Here is a 15,331-nt window from a genome sequence, read left to right on the forward strand (position 1 = left end):
TCTATTTTTGCCGAAACATTAGGAATGCAGGGTAACCCATTCATCCCGGTGAATGACTTCGATCCGGTGCACTTCCATCCGCTTCATCACTTCGTCGCTCGACCAGCCGGCCGCCGTGCGCAGCTGATCCGAATCGTAATTGACGATGCCTCTGCCGATAAGCCGCTCATCTGGACCGATGACTTCGACCACATCGCCGGAATGGAATTCGCCCTCGATCGATCGGACGCCGGCGGGCAGCAGGCTGGAGCCTTTGGCCAGCAGCGCCTCCTCCGCCCCGGCATCGACACTGATGCGGCCATGCGCCGTCGAATGGAATCCGAGCCACTGCTTCTTCATCGGCAGCGCATGAAAATGGGTGTCGAAATAGGTGCCCTTTCCGTCGCCGTCCACCGCGTGCAGAAGATCGCCCGGTTCATTGACCTTGCCTACAAATGCGGGGACGCCCCCGCGCATTGCGATACGTGCCGCGTCCAGCTTCGACCGCATCCCGCCCGTGCCTACAGAGGAGCCTGCTCCACCCGCATACGCATACAGCTCCTCGTCGATCTGATCGACGCGCTCGAAGCGGGTCGCCTCGGGATTCGTCCGCGGATCGGCCGTATATAAGCCGTCCGTATCGGTGACGATAATGAGCCGGTCCGCGTGAACCAGATTGGCGACGAGCGCAGAGAGCGTATCGTTATCGCCGAATTTCAGCTCCTCGACCGAGACGGTATCATTCTCATTAATAATCGGGACGACCTCTCTGGCCAGCAGCTCCTGCAGCGTCATATACGCATTATGGCCCCGGCGGCGGTTCGCGAAGTCGGAGCGGGTGAGCAGAATCTGGGCCGCAGGCACTCCATGCAGCTGCAGCTGCTCCTGGTACGCCTGCATCAGCAGAGCCTGCCCGACCGCGGCGGCCGCCTGCTTCTCGTGCAGCTGCTTGGGCCGTTCCCGGTAGCCGATATGCCGGAATCCGGCCGCGACCGCTCCGGAGGTGACCAGCACAACCTGGGCCCCGCGTTGCCGCAAGGAGATCATTTCCCGGACATAGAAGGAGACCCGATCGCGATCAAGGCCGCCATTGTCCGACGTAAGGGAACTGCTTCCGATTTTCATTACGATGCGTTGCAATTCAATCACTTCCTGCCGTTATACTGCGTGCTTCTATACTTGTTGCGGAATATAAAAAAACTTTCGTCCTATAAAGGACGAAAGTTGAACTTCCGCGGTACCACCTTTGTTGAAGACGGACATCATCCCTGCGTCTGCCGGCCATTGCAGCATGATGCTGCTCAGGATCTACGGCCTTCCGCGGGCTTCCTCCGCTTCCTGCTTCCTGCCGATAACGGGGCTGCCGTTCAGCTTCACGATTCATCGCTTACGCTGACCGCTCAAGGATAGGTTCCGCAACGGTCAACGGCGGTGCTTGCAGCCGGGGCATCCGCTCTCTGGGCATGACTTGGTTACGTACTGGTCCTGTCATCGCGTTCCATGTATCCGGCGCCTGCCGTTCCATCGCGGCGGCTTCGGTTACCATTAGAATACCATGCGGTTCCGAGACGTGTAAAGCGGCCGCTAGCTTCGGATTGTCATCGCTGGGCGGAACCTTGTCCATTCACAGCAGATCGGATGCCGTATCAGCCTCCGAACAGACCGAGCGCTCCGATGCGTTCCGCCGCCTCGATCAGCCGCTCCTCCGGCGCGAGCAGGCCGAGCCGGACATATCCTTCGCCGTGCCCGCCGAATCCGATGCCCGGAGCGGTCACCACATTCGCCTGCTCCAGCAGCAGATCGGCGAAGGACGCCGACGTGAATCCGCCAGGCACCGGGAGCCAGCAGAAAAAGGAGCCGGCCGGCGGCTGTGCATTCCAGCCGATGCGATGCAGCGCCGCGTAGAGCGCATTGCGCCGTGATTCATAGGTCGCACACAGCTCGCGGACGCAGTCCTGCGATCCGGTGAGCGCGGCGGCCGCCGCGGCCTGCACTGCGCCGAACAGGCTGACGTACATATGGTCCTGCATCAGATTGATGAGACGGATAATCTCGGCGTTGCCCACGGCGAAGGCGACGCGCCAACCGGCCATATTGTAGGTTTTGGACATCGTATAGAACTCGACGCCGACTTCCTTCGCTCCTGGGAGTTCCAGGAAGCTGTTCGGACGGTGGCCGTCGAAGCCGATCGCGCCATAGGCGAAATCACTTGCCACGACAAGACCGTTCCGTTCGGCGAAGCGAATCGTCTCTTCGTAGAACGGACGATCCGCGATCGCGGCTGTCGGGTTGTTCGGGTAATTGAGGAACATCAGCTTCGCCCGTTCCAGACATTCGGTATCAATCCGCTCATAATCCGGTAAATATCCGTTCGCCTCAAGCAGCGGCATCATGACCATCTTGGCTCCGGCCAATGCGACGCCAGACCAGTAATCGGGATAACCGGGATCCGGAACAAGACAAACGTCGCCCGGGTTCAGTAATATCTGGCTAATCTCCACGAGCCCGGTCTTGCCGCCGAAGAGAACGGCCACCTCGGTGTCCGGATCCAGCTCGACGCCGTAATCGGTCATGTACCGCTCGGCGACGGCCTCCTTGAGGAAGCGGTAGCCTTGGAACGGGGGATAGCGGTGATATAACGGATTGGCAGCCGCCTCCTGCAGGGCGGCGACAATATGCGGAGCCGTGGGCAGATCGGGATTGCCTTGTCCGAGATTGATAACATCATGACCGGCCGCGACCCTCGATTGGGCGCGCGCAACCAGAGCGGCGAAGAACTGCTTCGGCAGACCGTTCATCCGATCTGCCGGCACGATTTGGGGTGTAGTAGGCTTCATCGTCATTCACTCCCGACACATATATCGCCAAACGCGAAGATTAACGATAATTTAGCATGTTTTTCCGGAAGTGTATATACCTCTTTTTAATACAATGAAAAGGAAGCAGCCGTCCCGATGGTCAGTTGCTGGAAGGCGTCACTTGCCGCGGGGAGGCCGGAGCGAGCAACTTCTGCATGAACGGCTTCACGTTCGACGAAATACGTAGCAGGAACGGCTTGCGCTGCTCGGAGAAGACCAGGAGCAACGGATCTTTGTCCGGACAGTAGATTAAGAAAACATCTTTCGTCTTCAATGGCCCCGGCGGGAGCTTGATCTCTACGGGCGCTTCCAGCGGGATGCGGACGATATAGCCGCAGCGGCTGTCGAGCGTCATCTGGGGAGCGAGGCCGGTAACGGATTGAAGCCATTCCCGGGCGGCAGCCTGATGTTCTTCCTGGTTCGGAATCGTCTTAATAATGCGTTCCTGCTGCATGTCGAACAGCTGAACGGGAGGAACCTTCGACGACGGGGCGGTGTTCCCGGGCTCGAATTCAGCAGGGAAGGCGCCAGCGGCGGCGGTCCAAGCGAAGATTCCGATCAGCAGTGCGGCAGCAGCAGCTCGAATTGCTTGACTTATCATAAGGAAAACTCCTTTCTTCTCAGTGCCGTAATAGAGGATGTTCAGAGAGTCGTTGTTGAGCACGAACCTATAGACCTTCTTTAGTGTGTCCGGCTTGACTCCATTCCATGAAAAGGTATCATGAAGGAAAGTGTGGAAAAACTGGACCGAATGAAGGAGCGTGGGAATAGAATGAAGCCGGAAGCATGGAGAATATGCCTGATTCAGATGGATGTCAGCATCGGAGAGCCGGATCGCAACGCCGACCATGTACAGCGCCGCATCGAGCAAGTTATGGACAGCCCGGAGGGCCGGCCTGATGTCATCGTGCTGCCGGAGATGTGGAATACGGGCTATGCGTTGGAAAAGCTCGATCAATTGGCAGATCCCGGAGGGAAAGCGGCGCGGGAGCTGCTGTCGGAGCTTTCCGCCCGGTATGGAGTGAATATTGTAGGAGGATCGGTATCGGTACGTGAAGGAAGCCGCTTCTATAACCGCCTGTATGTAACGGACCGCCAGGGACGGATTGCGGCTCAATATGATAAGATTCATCTGTTCCGGTTGATGGATGAGCATTCGTACTTGACTGCGGGAGACATGCTGGGACGCTTTGAACTGGATGGTGTGGCGTGCGGGGCCATCATTTGCTACGATCTGCGTTTCCCGGAGTTGGCCCGCACGCTGGCCCTCGACGGCGCGGAGGTGCTATTCGTACCGGCCCAATGGCCGCATCCGCGCCTATACCACTGGCGCACGCTGTTGACGGCTCGGGCGATTGAGAATCAGATGTTCGTCGCCGCCTGCAACCGGGTCGGCACAAGCATTGGTGCGGACGGAACGGCGTCCGCCTTCTTCGGCCATTCGGTCGTGCTTGATCCTTGGGGAGAGCCCATCGCAGGGGCGGAAGAAGAAGAGACGGATATTTACGCAGATATCCCGCTGTCATCCGTAGAGGAGGTCCGCAGCCGCATTCCGGTCTTCGCGGATCGGAGGGAAGCATTGTACCGCGGAAGCGGGCAGATCATTGCGGCCAAGGGGCTGGAATGAGCACGCCGTCGCGCTTGAACCGGCACGGCCGGACACGGCGAGGCGGCTTCCAGCGGAAGCTCATTATTCTGGCCTCGGTGCTGCTTGCTGTGGCTGTTGGCCTCGGTGTCTGGTTCGCCCTTCAGCCTGAGGCAGGACCTGAAGGCGGGCCCGGGACCGGTGCGGGCAATGCCCCGCCGTTGCCGAGCGGTAAGCCAAGCGGGGACGAGGGAACAATCGCCGAACAGGAGAAGGAAAGGGAGTTCATTGAACGGACGCTGTCTGGCATGTCGCTCGATGAGCGGATTAGTCAAATGCTAATGGTTGATTTGGAGGCGGTCGCCCAAGAAGCCGACGGCGTCCAGCTGGAGGAAGCGATGCAGCAGCTCCGTCCTGGCGGGGTCGTCCTGTTCCGCGGCGATATTCCGGATATCCGCACGGTCTTGACGCTGAATCGCCAATTGCAGCAGACGGCTGCCATTCCGTTATGGATCAGCACCGATCAGGAGGGCGGCATCGTCACGCGGCTGCCCTTCGCCTCGGCGATGAACGGCAATATGGCAATCGGCGCGACGGGGCGCCCCGAAGCGGCCGCCGAGACAGGGGAAGTGCTCGGCCAGATGCTTGCCAAGCTGGAGCTTAATCTCGACTTCGCGCCGGTTGCCGACGTCAACAGCAATCCGGACAATCCGGTCATCGGCCTCCGGTCATACGGATCGGATCCAGTGCAGGTTGCGGATTTCGTCAAGGCGTTCATCGGCGGTATGCATGCCGCCGGGCTGCCTGCGGTGGCGAAGCATTTTCCCGGGCATGGCGACACGGCGATCGATTCGCATATCGGGCTTCCGAAGCTTGATTACGGCCTCTCACGCTTCGAATCCGTCGAATGGGTGCCGTTCCGGGCCGCGATCGCGGAAGGCGTCGATGCGATTATGAGCGCGCATATTCAAGTGCCGCTGATAGAGCCGACGACAGCCGTCTCGAAGCTGGACGGGAAGCCGATTACGCTGCCGGCGACCTTGTCACCCCAGCTGCTGACCGGCGTGCTGCGTGAACAGCTTGGCTTCCAGGGGGTTATCGTGACGGATGCGCTCAATATGAAGGCTATCGCCGATCACTTCGGAAGCGAGGAAGCGGCGGTTATGGCGGTGAAGGCGGGAGCGGACATGCTCCTGATGCCGCCGGAGCCAGCCGCGGCGGTGAGCGCGATTCGCAGAGCAGTGGATGCCGGCGAGCTTGAGGCTGCCCGGATTGACGACAGCGTCCGCAGAATATTGCGGATGAAGCGGAAGTACGGCCTGCTTCCGGACACGGTCTCTCCGCCCGTCCCGCTGGAGGATGCAATCCGGGGAGCCGAGGCGTATTTCCAATCAGGCTCGGCGGAGCAGACAGCCGACCGCATCGCGTCCGAAGCCGTGACCGCATGGGGGAGGGGAGTGAAGACGGATTTGCCGCTGCTTCGCGGGGACGGCCGCCGCGTCATCCTCATCGGGGATCGGCGGACGGTGCTGGAGCGCGTACAGCGCGAGATCGAAGCGGCCGCTTCCTCTGCGGGCGGGGGGAGCCTCCAGATCGAAGCGCGGACGCCAACGGAAGCCCCTTCGCCCCGGCAATGGCCGACCGGGGCGATCGCGGTCTGGGTTACGCAAGACCTGCATCATAACCGCACCAACGCGGAGACGGAGAGAAGGTGGTTCCAGGCCGCCGCAGAGCAGGGCATTGCGGCGGCGGTACTATCGGTCGGAACGCCGTACGATATCGCTGAACTGTCCGATATTCCGCTCGGCATCGCCGTCTACGGGACGACGTCCAGCAATCTCCGCGCCGGGGTTCAGGCGCTATTCTCTGCCGAACCGCCCGCAGGCAAGCTGCCGGTGACGATGCCCTAGACAGACAGCCCCGGACCGACATAAGCGGTCCCGGGGCTGTTCTTCATTTAAGGGGTTCCGGCCTGGCCGCCGAATCGCTTAGCGACCGTATTCTTCAAGGTCTCCATGAACGCAGATGCCGCATGGGACATATAACGGCCTTCACGGTAGGCGATGACGAGGGTGCGGGCGGGGCGTCCGGCCAGCGGCAGGTAGGCGGGGACGAATTCGATGCGCGGCGCCCGCGCGATGAACGCGGGGACGAGCGCAACGCCCATTCCTGTGGCGACGAGCGATTGCACGGTCTCGATATTGCTGCTCTCGAATACGACATTCGGCCGGAATCCGGCCTGCTCGCACAGATCCATCGTCAGCTGGCGGAAGCCCTGGCCCCGCTTCAGCAGGATGAACGGCTCGTCCTGCAAGGAAGCGAGCGGGACCTCTTCGGCGGGAGCTCCGCCCTGGGGCAGGAGTGGATGTTGGCAGGGGACGGCGAGCAGAATCTCCTCATCGACGAGCGGCTCCCAGGTCAGGGCCGGGTCGTTCAGCGGCAGTGAGAGCAGGCAAAGATCGTTTTTTCCTTGAGCCGTCATCCGTTCCAGGTTGGACGTAGACGTATCCTCCACGAGCACGAGCTCGATATCCGGGTAGATGGAATGGAACGAAGGAAGCACATGAGGGAGCAAATGAGAGCCCGTAATCGGCATCGTCCCGATGACGACCTTGCCTTTTTTCGTCTGGCTGATATCGGCCATTTCGCTTTTTAATTGCTCCATCGCATCCCATATTTTTTGAGCGCGATCAACGAAGATCTCGCCTGCATGCGTCAGCTCAACTGAGTTGGTGGTGCGGCGGAACAGCAGCACGCCGAGTTCCTTTTCCAGCTTGGAGAGCTGCTGGCTGAGCGAGGGCTGAGCGATATGCAGCTTCTCGGCTGCCCGCGAGAAATTGCGTTCCTGCGCAATCTGCACCGCATATTGTAGTTGCCGGAATTCCATAGGTATGTCCTCCAGTCCTCCAAATGTATGAATATCGCTAACTCCCAGATGTACAGAGACGTTATAGGTTGAACCTATCATTGTTATAGATATTATATCTTGGATCAATGAAGAAGCAAATGCTATATTCATTCTAATAGTACAGCGCATTATGCGGAGAGGTGAAGAACGAATGGCTGCTAAGAAAACGATGTATGAAAAAATTTGGGATGATCACGTTATCGTTCAAGAGGAAGGAAAGCCGGGGGTATTGTATATTGACCTGCACCTGGTGCATGAAGTCACATCGCCGCAGGCGTTCGAAGGCTTGCGCATGAGCGGCCGCAAGGTGCGCAGACCGGAATTGACGTTCGCGACAATGGATCACAACGTGCCAACGAAGGACCGCTTCAATATTACCGATCCGATCTCGAAGCAGCAGATCGACACTCTGTCCAAAAACTGCGAGGAGTTCGGCGTGACGCTGTTCGATCTGAACAGCATCGATCAAGGGGTCGTGCACGTCATGGGGCCTGAGCTGGGGCTGACCCATCCGGGGAAGACGATTGTATGCGGAGACAGCCATACGTCCACCCACGGGGCGTTCGGAGCGCTCGCCTTCGGTATCGGCACAAGCGAGGTCGAGCATGTGCTGGCTACCCAATGCCTGCAGCAAGCCAAATCAAAGACGATGGAAGTGCGCTTCGTCGGCAAACGGAAGCCGGGCGTCACGGCCAAGGACATGATTCTCGGGTTCATCGCGCAATACGGTACGGACTTCGCGACGGGCTATGTCATCGAATATACGGGCGAAGCGATTCGCGAGCTGACGATGGAAGAGCGGATGACGGTATGCAACATGTCGATTGAAGCGGGGGCGCGTGCCGGACTGATCGCGCCGGACGAGACGACATTCGAATATTTGCTCGGACGCCAGTATGTTCCTCAGGGCGAAGCGTTCGACAAGGCGATCGAACGCTGGAAGCAGCTTGGCACGGATGAAGGGGCCTCCTATGACATGGTCGTGGAAGTCGATATGGACAGCCTCATTCCACAGGTGACCTGGGGCACAAGCCCTGGCATGGGAACAGATATTACGGCTGCGGTGCCGAATCCGGCCGATTTGAAGACCGAGAATGAGCGCAAGGCCGCGGAGAAGGCGCTTGAATATATGGGGCTGACGCCGGGAACGCAGATGACCGATATCGGCATCGATTATGTGTTCATCGGATCGTGCACGAACGGACGGATTGAAGATTTGCGCGCCGCCGCAGAAGTGGCCAAAGGGCATAAAGTAAGCAGCAAGGTCACCGCAATCGTCGTGCCTGGATCGGGCCGCGTCAAATTGCAGGCCGAGGGCGAAGGACTGGACGCCGTGTTCAAGGAAGCGGGCTTCGAATGGCGTGACGCCGGATGCAGCATGTGCCTTGCGATGAATCCGGACGTATTGCAGCCGGGTCAACGCTGCGCATCGACTTCGAACCGGAATTTCGAAGGACGCCAGGGCCGCGGAGGGCGCACCCACCTCGTCTCTCCGGCGATGGCTGCGGCCGCTGCCATTAAGGGGCATTTCGTCGATGTGCGCAATTGGGAATTCAAGTCGGAAGTATTGAATTAGGAGGGAACGGACGATGCAACCATTTACAACGATGACGGGATTGGTGGCACCGGTAGATCGCGTGAACGTAGATACGGACGCTATCATTCCGAAGCAATTTTTGAAGCGTATCGAGCGCAGCGGGTTCGGGCAATTTCTGTTTTACGAATGGCGTTTTGATGAGGAAGGGAAGGAAATTCCGTCTTTCTCGCTCAATCAGGCGCAATACAGCGGAGCGAGCGTACTGATCTCGCGAGCTAACTTCGGCTGCGGATCCTCGCGTGAGCACGCGCCGTGGGCGATTCTCGACTATGGATTCCGCTGTGTGATTGCTCCTTCCTTTGCGGATATTTTTTATAATAACTGCTTCAAGAACGGTATTCTGCCTATCAAGCTGTCGGAGGAGCAGGTGGAGGACCTGTTCCGGCGAACGGCGAGCCATGAAGGCTACAAGCTTCATATCGACCTGGAGAACAAACAGTTAACCGATGATTACGGCCTGTCCTGTTCGTTCGACCTCGATGAGCACCGCCGCCAATTTTTGCTTCAGGGGCTCGATGATATCGGGTTGACCCTCCAGCATGAGGATGCGATTGCCGCGTATGAGGCGAAGCATGCCGAGCGCCTGGCCGCTTCCGCATCTTAATAAAATTACAGTGCAAGCCATAAGACTCCCTGCTGCGAAGACTCTTCGCAGAGGGAGTCTTGTTCGTTGTTGGCAGCTTGACTCCGCATAGAGCGTGACATATACTCGGCATGATGATACGCATGATGCGAAGGGCTTACCTTGTTGTTCAAGAGGGGGAAGTTACATGAGAGAACGGCTGATGCAAGCGGCCTTGGACTTGATGTCGATACAGGGACTCAAATTTACGATGAGCGATCTGGCCGGGGAGATGGGGATTAGCAAGCGAACCATTTATGAGCATTTCTCGTCGAAAGAGGAGTTGATCGGCTCGATTGTTGACCAATCGATCAATGAAGTTATCCAGCTTGAGAAAGGGATTTACGAGAATCCGCAGTGGAGCAGTCTGGAGAAGCTGAAGCGGGTGCTCTCCATCGTGCCAAGCGGGCTGAAGCTGAGCGATCAGCGGCTGCTGGCGGAGATGAAGCGGCTAGCTCCAAATGATTGGAATAAGATCAATAATTATTTGCAGGAAGAATGCGGCTGGTCTACCGTGAGGAATATTATTGAAGAAGGGATCGCCGCCGGGGAAATACGGCCTGTCCATGTGCCGAGCGTCGTGCAGATGATGATCGGGGCTTCGGCCGCCTTGTTCGATCCTGAATTTTTGATGCGGTCATCCTGCACGCTGCAGCAAGCGGTAGAATTGATGGCGGAGACGATGACGCTGGGACTGGCGGCTCCGGCAAGCGATGCAGAGACGCCCGCTTGAACGGAAAAATAGCGGGAAATACAGGTTAACGATATACGAAGATGTACAGGAGAAGCGAAGCAAGCACGCTTGGCAGGCCGAGCAAGAGCAGCGTCCCGCTGAAGCCTGTCTGCCTGCGCGTATCATCCGCTGAGTTGTGGGTGAAATTGAATTGCCGATTGCTCTGATCACTGAACGTGCCGGACAGCAAGCCGGCGAATGCCCATAGTCCGAGACCGACGAAGCCGTTGATGAGGAACATGTGGTACAGCTTTCCCGTTACCAACGCATAGATTCCCGTAACTCCTAGAATGATCAATCCCCATAGGATGCGGATATACATAGATAGCGCCCCCGTTACTAATTATTCCATCGACATCTATCATACGATGAAATGGGTAATAATGGAATGGGGTGATTGCAAATAACCGCCTTATCCGAAGGGATAAGGCGGTTCGTTCGTTATGATAAGCATATTAAGATTTGGAATTGACAATGACTTGCTGTCTCGCTTCTCCTGCATGGTCGCCTTGCTTCACTCTGACATCATTCGCGGAGCGAAGCGGGATTTCTTTCAGGAAGAAGGTCAGGATGACGGCTACCGCCGTGACGACAGCTCCCGTTAGGAAGGTGCTGGTAACGCCGTAGCTAAGCGCTTCGCGCACCATATGAACGAGATTGTCGACCATCGTCTGCAGCTCGGACGGCAGCTGGCTTATGATGCTTTCCAGCTTCGGCTGATCGAGCAGCGTCTGCGGATTCATCACTTCCTTGAGCGGCTCTGCGTATTTCGGGTCGATTTGCATTTGTCCGCCAGCAGCGCCGGATGCCGCGCCAAGTTCGGTCATTTTGCTAGTCATGTTCGAGTTCATGACGGTACCCATTACGGCGATTCCGATCGTTCCGCCCAAGGAACGGAACAGCTGCGACGATGCGGTCGCCACGCCGAGCTGCTGCGGCTCTACCGCATTCTGAATCGTCAGGGAGAAGACAGGCATGCTGATCCCGAGACCGAGACCGACGATGCACATATAGATAACCGTAATATAAATCGCTGTATCCGGAGTCATAAAGTGCAGCAGCACCATGCCGAAGGTCATAATGAGCAGGCCGCCGATGGCCATCTTTTTATATTTTCCCGTCTTCGAGATGAATTGTCCGATAAATGCCGTACACAGAATCATAACGACTGACATCGGCATGGTGACATAACCCGAATAGGTCGGGGAGATGCCCTTCACCCCTTGCACAAAGAAGGGAACATAAATAATGGCGCCCATCATGCCGGCATTCAATACGAATCCGGCCAGGTTCGAGACCGTGACGATGCCGTTGCGGAACAGCGACAGCGGCAGCACCGGTGATTTGACCTTCATTTCCACCAAAATGAAAATAATGAGGGAAACGAGGGTGGCCGAGAACAAGCCGATAATTTGCCATGAACCCCAAGCATATTTGCCTACGCCGTCTCCCGCCCAGGAGAAGGCGAGCAGAAGGGGTACAATAGTCGTCGTCAGGAATACCGAGCCCAAATAGTCGATCGATTCTCCTACTTTGCGCTCCACTTTCGGGAACAGGGAGATAATCATAAAGAAGGCGATAATGCCAAGCGGCAGGAACATCCAGAATACCCATCTCCAATCAAGATGGTCGACCAGATAGCCCCCAAGCGGAGGCCCCAATACGCTGGACAGGCCGAACACGCCGCTCATGATGCCCATCCATTTCGCCCGCTCACGTGGCGCATAGAGATCGCCGACCGCCGTGAATGCGGTAGACATTATAATGCCGGCGCCCATCCCCTGGATGCCACGGAAGGCTATCAATTGAAAAATATCAGCGGAAAAACCGCACAAAAATGCGCCCAGCATAAAGAGCGCTATACCTGTCAAAATAAAAGGCTTGCGCCCATAAATGTCGGATAATTTGCCGACCAGCACGGTAGCGACCGTCGAGGTCAGCAGATAAATCGTAATTGCCCATGTATAATAGTCCATCCCGCCAAGCTTCGCGATTATGCGCGGCATGGCAACGCCGATGATCGTCTGATTGATGGCCGAGAAGAACATCGCTGCCATTATCGCGATCATGATCGTTAGTTTTCGTTTTTCTGATAAATGTTCCATATATCCACTCCTTGTCTTACTCCATTACTCTTCCAGCATTTCTTTTTCATATTTGTCCAGGTTCTCGAGCAGCTTCTCATAGGTACGATTGAGATGATGCAGATCGTCTGCCGGCAAGTTATTGAACAGATAGCGGATGATCTCCAGCCGCTCCTGATGAAGCTCCCTCATTATGTCCATGCCTTTGTCGGTAATCTCCAGAAAGACAACCCTGCGATCCTCCTCGTCGCGCTTCCGCTGCGCATACCCGCTCGCGATCAGCTTGTCGGAAATGCTGGTGACGCCTCCAGGCGTAATGCCAATGGACTCCGCCAGGCTGGACACCTTCTGCGGCCCTTCGGTCGCTAGCTTCACGAGAATATAAGTTTGCGAATCCGACAACCGATCGTTGAACTTCTTCTTGCGCAAGCACTGAATCTTGCGGGACACTCGCCAGAATAGCCGCTCGAACTGAATAAGCTCCTCATCCCCCGCCATTTTCCAACCCCCTTTAGTTGCTATACTTTATACAAACTATAATGTATACAAGTTAAATAGTTTACTAACTAAAATAAAAAACAATTCATAGTATATCCCTTTGATAAAATGGCGTCAATCTTTTTTTAAAGTTTTGGTTGCCACGGCGTCCCGGTTCTATTACCTTAATAAGTAAGGAAAAATATACCCGAAAAATGTTGAAATCACGCAACTTTTGGTCATGTTTTCCGTCTAATATATCGTCCGGCCTGAACACATAGACAGATAGGCCGGAACAATATGAAAGGATGTAGAGGTGAAGATGAAAAAAGGAAAAAAATTTGGTGTAGCTCTGATGCTCATGTGGTTGTTCATGCTGTTTCCTCAATTGGGACAAGCCGCTCCGACAGGAGCCTTGTACCTGGATGGCAATTCCATTCCATTGCCGGAAAAGATAACGTTGGTTAATTCGGTCACTATGATTCCGGTTCGCGTCGTCTCGGAACAATTAGGGTATAAGGTCGATTGGGACCCGAAGGCGAAGTCGGTAGCCATATATAATGACAGCAATCGATTGACTATGGCCGTCGATCAGAAGACGGCAACGGTAAATGACAAGGAAGTAAAGCTGGACGTAGCCCCGATGCTGCAAAAGGGCACCACCCTTGTACCGCTGCGGTTCATCGGGGAGAATATGGGATTGACGGTAGATTGGGACAGGGAGACCAAGTCGGTCTATCTGTTCACGGCTGACGAATCATCCGAAGTCGTCCCGCCAACGCCGGGTACCCCGAGCGGCGAGGACGCGAATGGTAGCTCGGATAACGGCAATTCCGATGACAACGGTGGCGGTGTCGTGAACCCTCAAGAAGGGGATGCCCTAATCACTGATTTTTCATTCATCGATAATAAGTTACATATCGCTGCTACTCGCAGCGTCACCCCGAGCATCATGATGATGGACTCTCCGGATCGGGTCGTTATCGACTTCCCGAAGGCAGTATTTGCCGATGAATTTTTGGAGGAATTCGGTTTCAACAGCGGCAGTCAGGGGGAAATGGTAATTACGGACTACCCTGACGTGCAGCGAATCCGCTTCGCGATGTTCAGCGACAACCCGAATACGGTCCGGTTCGTCATTGACCTGAACAGCCCGAATCACGGGAAGATTGCCTATAACGAATCGGGGCTGACGACGATCGAGCTTGTTCCGGGCAAAGACACCTCCGATCCGAAGCCTCCCATCAAGACGGACGGCAAGTATACGGTCGTAATCGATGCCGGACACGGCGCTCATGATTCCGGGGCCGTCAGCGTGAAGAAGCGGTACGAGAAAGATTTCAATCTGTCGGTCGCTCTGAAGGTTGGCGAGATTTTGAGTCAAGACGACCGGTTCAACACGGTGCTGTCACGCGAGGACGACACGTTCCTGGAGTTAAGTGAACGGGCGCAGCTCGCGAACAGTCTGAATGCTGATCTGTTCGTGTCGATTCATGCGAACAGCGTTGACAATAAGCCTTCCGTGTCGGGCACGGAGACCTATTACTGGCGCGCGGAGAGCAAGGCGTTCGCCGAGACGATGCACAAGCATCTGATGGAAGGAACGCAATTCAAAGACCGCGGTGTCCGCCAGGCGAATCATCATGTCACGAGAGAGACGAAAATGCCGGCCATTTTGCTTGAAGTCGGGTTTTTGACCAATGCCGCCGAAGAAGCCCAGCTTTTTGACGAACAGTTCCAACAGCGCGTCGCCGACAGCATCGTCAAGGGGATTCTTGACTATTTGGGCTTGTCCTGAGGATGAAAAACGCAACTTTTTACTTCGTGTTGCGTTAGGAACGGTGTAAAGGAGGTCATTACTGATGAAAAATAAAAAATGGTGGGGATTGGCTGCGATCGTGCTGTCGATCTCTTTGGTTACTGCGTGCGGCGCCAAGCCGACGACGAATGCTGGTCAGCCGGAAGTGCCTCCAGCCGAGGTGCTGCCGGATAACGGGGCTGTTCAGGATCCGGATCAAACGGATTCGAATCAGCAGGAACCGGATAAAGAAGAGCCTGCCAACCAAGAACCGGGGAAGCAGGAGAAGCAGGAGCAGTCGATTACGGCGTATGTGTCTGACAGCGATCTGATGGAATTAAAATCGTACTCCGCCAAGATTCAATTCTCAGATGATGAAGAGAAGTATAGAGAGGCGCTGAAGGCGCTCCAGACGTCTGATAATCCGGAAGACACTCCGTTATGGCAAAAAATCGAATTCAAGTCAGTGAAGCTGAGCGACGGAACATTGACCGTTGATATCCATATTCCGGACGATGCCCGTCTCGGCGCCGGTGGTGAATCGTTCGCTATCGAAGCGTTAACGAAGACACTGTTCCAGTTCGACGAGATCAAGGCGATTGATGTGCTCGTAGATGGCCAAGCTGAGGAGAGCATGATGGGGCATGTCACGCTGGAGCATCCGATCCACCGACAATAATACGAACTTTT

At 56.1% G+C, this 15,331-nt stretch carries 14 protein-coding genes; 7 read left to right on the plus strand and 7 right to left on the minus strand.

Annotated features, from left to right (window positions below; all coding sequences use genetic code 11):
- Positions 1-18: 18 nt before the first annotated feature.
- From proB to DQX05_RS09525, 3 genes are all read right to left on the minus strand, one after another.
- Entirely contained in the window at positions 19-1,104 is a 1,086-nt protein-coding gene (gene proB / locus DQX05_RS09510; protein ID WP_397335205.1) for a glutamate 5-kinase, read from the minus strand.
- A 521-nt stretch (positions 1,105-1,625) separates the two neighbouring features.
- On the minus strand, positions 1,626-2,816 hold the full coding sequence (locus tag DQX05_RS09520) for a pyridoxal phosphate-dependent aminotransferase (RefSeq protein ID WP_119792994.1): 1,191 nt from the start codon (positions 2,814-2,816) through the stop codon (positions 1,626-1,628).
- A 121-nt stretch (positions 2,817-2,937) separates the two neighbouring features.
- Positions 2,938-3,438, minus strand: coding sequence for a type IV secretion system protein VirB6 (locus DQX05_RS09525; RefSeq protein WP_119792996.1), 501 nt, complete (start codon positions 3,436-3,438; stop codon positions 2,938-2,940).
- A gap of 171 nt (positions 3,439-3,609) precedes the next feature.
- Between DQX05_RS09525 and DQX05_RS09530 the strand changes: the two genes are divergently transcribed.
- Positions 3,610-4,464, plus strand: a complete 855-nt coding sequence (locus tag DQX05_RS09530; protein ID WP_119792998.1) for a carbon-nitrogen family hydrolase — start codon at positions 3,610-3,612, stop codon at positions 4,462-4,464.
- The gene (locus DQX05_RS09535; protein ID WP_119792999.1) at positions 4,461-6,332 is read left to right on the plus strand and encodes a glycoside hydrolase family 3 protein; all 1,872 of its coding nucleotides are present in this window, start codon (positions 4,461-4,463) and stop codon (positions 6,330-6,332) included. The genes DQX05_RS09530 and DQX05_RS09535 overlap by 4 nt, the downstream gene beginning before the upstream one ends.
- Positions 6,333-6,379: 47 nt before the next feature.
- On the opposite strand, the gene DQX05_RS09540 is transcribed toward DQX05_RS09535, so the two are convergent.
- Complete coding sequence (locus DQX05_RS09540) at positions 6,380-7,309, minus strand: LysR family transcriptional regulator (RefSeq protein ID WP_119793001.1); 930 nt, start codon at positions 7,307-7,309, stop codon at positions 6,380-6,382.
- Positions 7,310-7,481: 172 nt separating this feature from the next.
- On the opposite strand from DQX05_RS09540, the gene leuC reads away from it, so the two are divergent.
- The 3 genes from leuC to DQX05_RS09555 all read left to right on the plus strand — a co-directional run bounded on the left by leuC (position 7,482) and on the right by DQX05_RS09555 (position 10,282).
- Complete coding sequence (gene leuC / locus DQX05_RS09545; RefSeq protein ID WP_119793003.1) at positions 7,482-8,906, plus strand: 3-isopropylmalate dehydratase large subunit; 1,425 nt, start codon at positions 7,482-7,484, stop codon at positions 8,904-8,906.
- A 13-nt stretch (positions 8,907-8,919) separates the two neighbouring features.
- Positions 8,920-9,531: a 3-isopropylmalate dehydratase small subunit gene (gene leuD / locus DQX05_RS09550; RefSeq protein WP_119793005.1), complete on the plus strand. Its 612-nt coding sequence runs from the start codon at positions 8,920-8,922 to the stop codon at positions 9,529-9,531.
- A gap of 166 nt (positions 9,532-9,697) precedes the next feature.
- A complete protein-coding gene (locus tag DQX05_RS09555; RefSeq protein WP_119793007.1) occupies positions 9,698-10,282 on the plus strand; it encodes a TetR/AcrR family transcriptional regulator in 585 nt (194 codons plus the stop codon).
- Between the two features lie 25 nt (positions 10,283-10,307).
- Here DQX05_RS09555 and DQX05_RS09560 read toward each other — a convergent pair whose 3' ends face one another.
- The 3 genes from DQX05_RS09560 to DQX05_RS09570 form a co-directional block, all read right to left on the minus strand.
- Positions 10,308-10,604, minus strand: a complete 297-nt coding sequence (locus DQX05_RS09560) for a DUF5316 domain-containing protein (protein WP_119793008.1) — start codon at positions 10,602-10,604, stop codon at positions 10,308-10,310.
- A 133-nt stretch (positions 10,605-10,737) separates the two neighbouring features.
- Entirely contained in the window at positions 10,738-12,387 is a 1,650-nt protein-coding gene (locus DQX05_RS09565) for an MDR family MFS transporter (RefSeq protein ID WP_119793010.1), read from the minus strand.
- A 24-nt stretch (positions 12,388-12,411) separates the two neighbouring features.
- Entirely contained in the window at positions 12,412-12,864 is a 453-nt protein-coding gene (locus DQX05_RS09570) for a MarR family winged helix-turn-helix transcriptional regulator (RefSeq protein ID WP_119793012.1), read from the minus strand.
- 301 nt (positions 12,865-13,165) lie between these two features.
- On the opposite strand from DQX05_RS09570, the gene DQX05_RS09575 reads away from it, so the two are divergent.
- Both DQX05_RS09575 and DQX05_RS09580 read left to right on the plus strand, forming a co-directional pair.
- A complete protein-coding gene (locus tag DQX05_RS09575; RefSeq protein WP_119793014.1) occupies positions 13,166-14,641 on the plus strand; it encodes an N-acetylmuramoyl-L-alanine amidase in 1,476 nt (491 codons plus the stop codon).
- A 64-nt stretch (positions 14,642-14,705) separates the two neighbouring features.
- The gene (locus DQX05_RS09580) at positions 14,706-15,320 is read left to right on the plus strand and encodes a GerMN domain-containing protein (protein ID WP_119793016.1); all 615 of its coding nucleotides are present in this window, start codon (positions 14,706-14,708) and stop codon (positions 15,318-15,320) included.
- Positions 15,321-15,331 lie beyond the last annotated feature (11 nt).

Origin of the sequence: Paenibacillus thiaminolyticus (assembly GCF_003591545.1) — a bacterium.
In the GTDB taxonomy this organism is placed as follows: Bacteria; Bacillota; Bacilli; order Paenibacillales; family Paenibacillaceae; genus Paenibacillus_B; species Paenibacillus_B thiaminolyticus_A.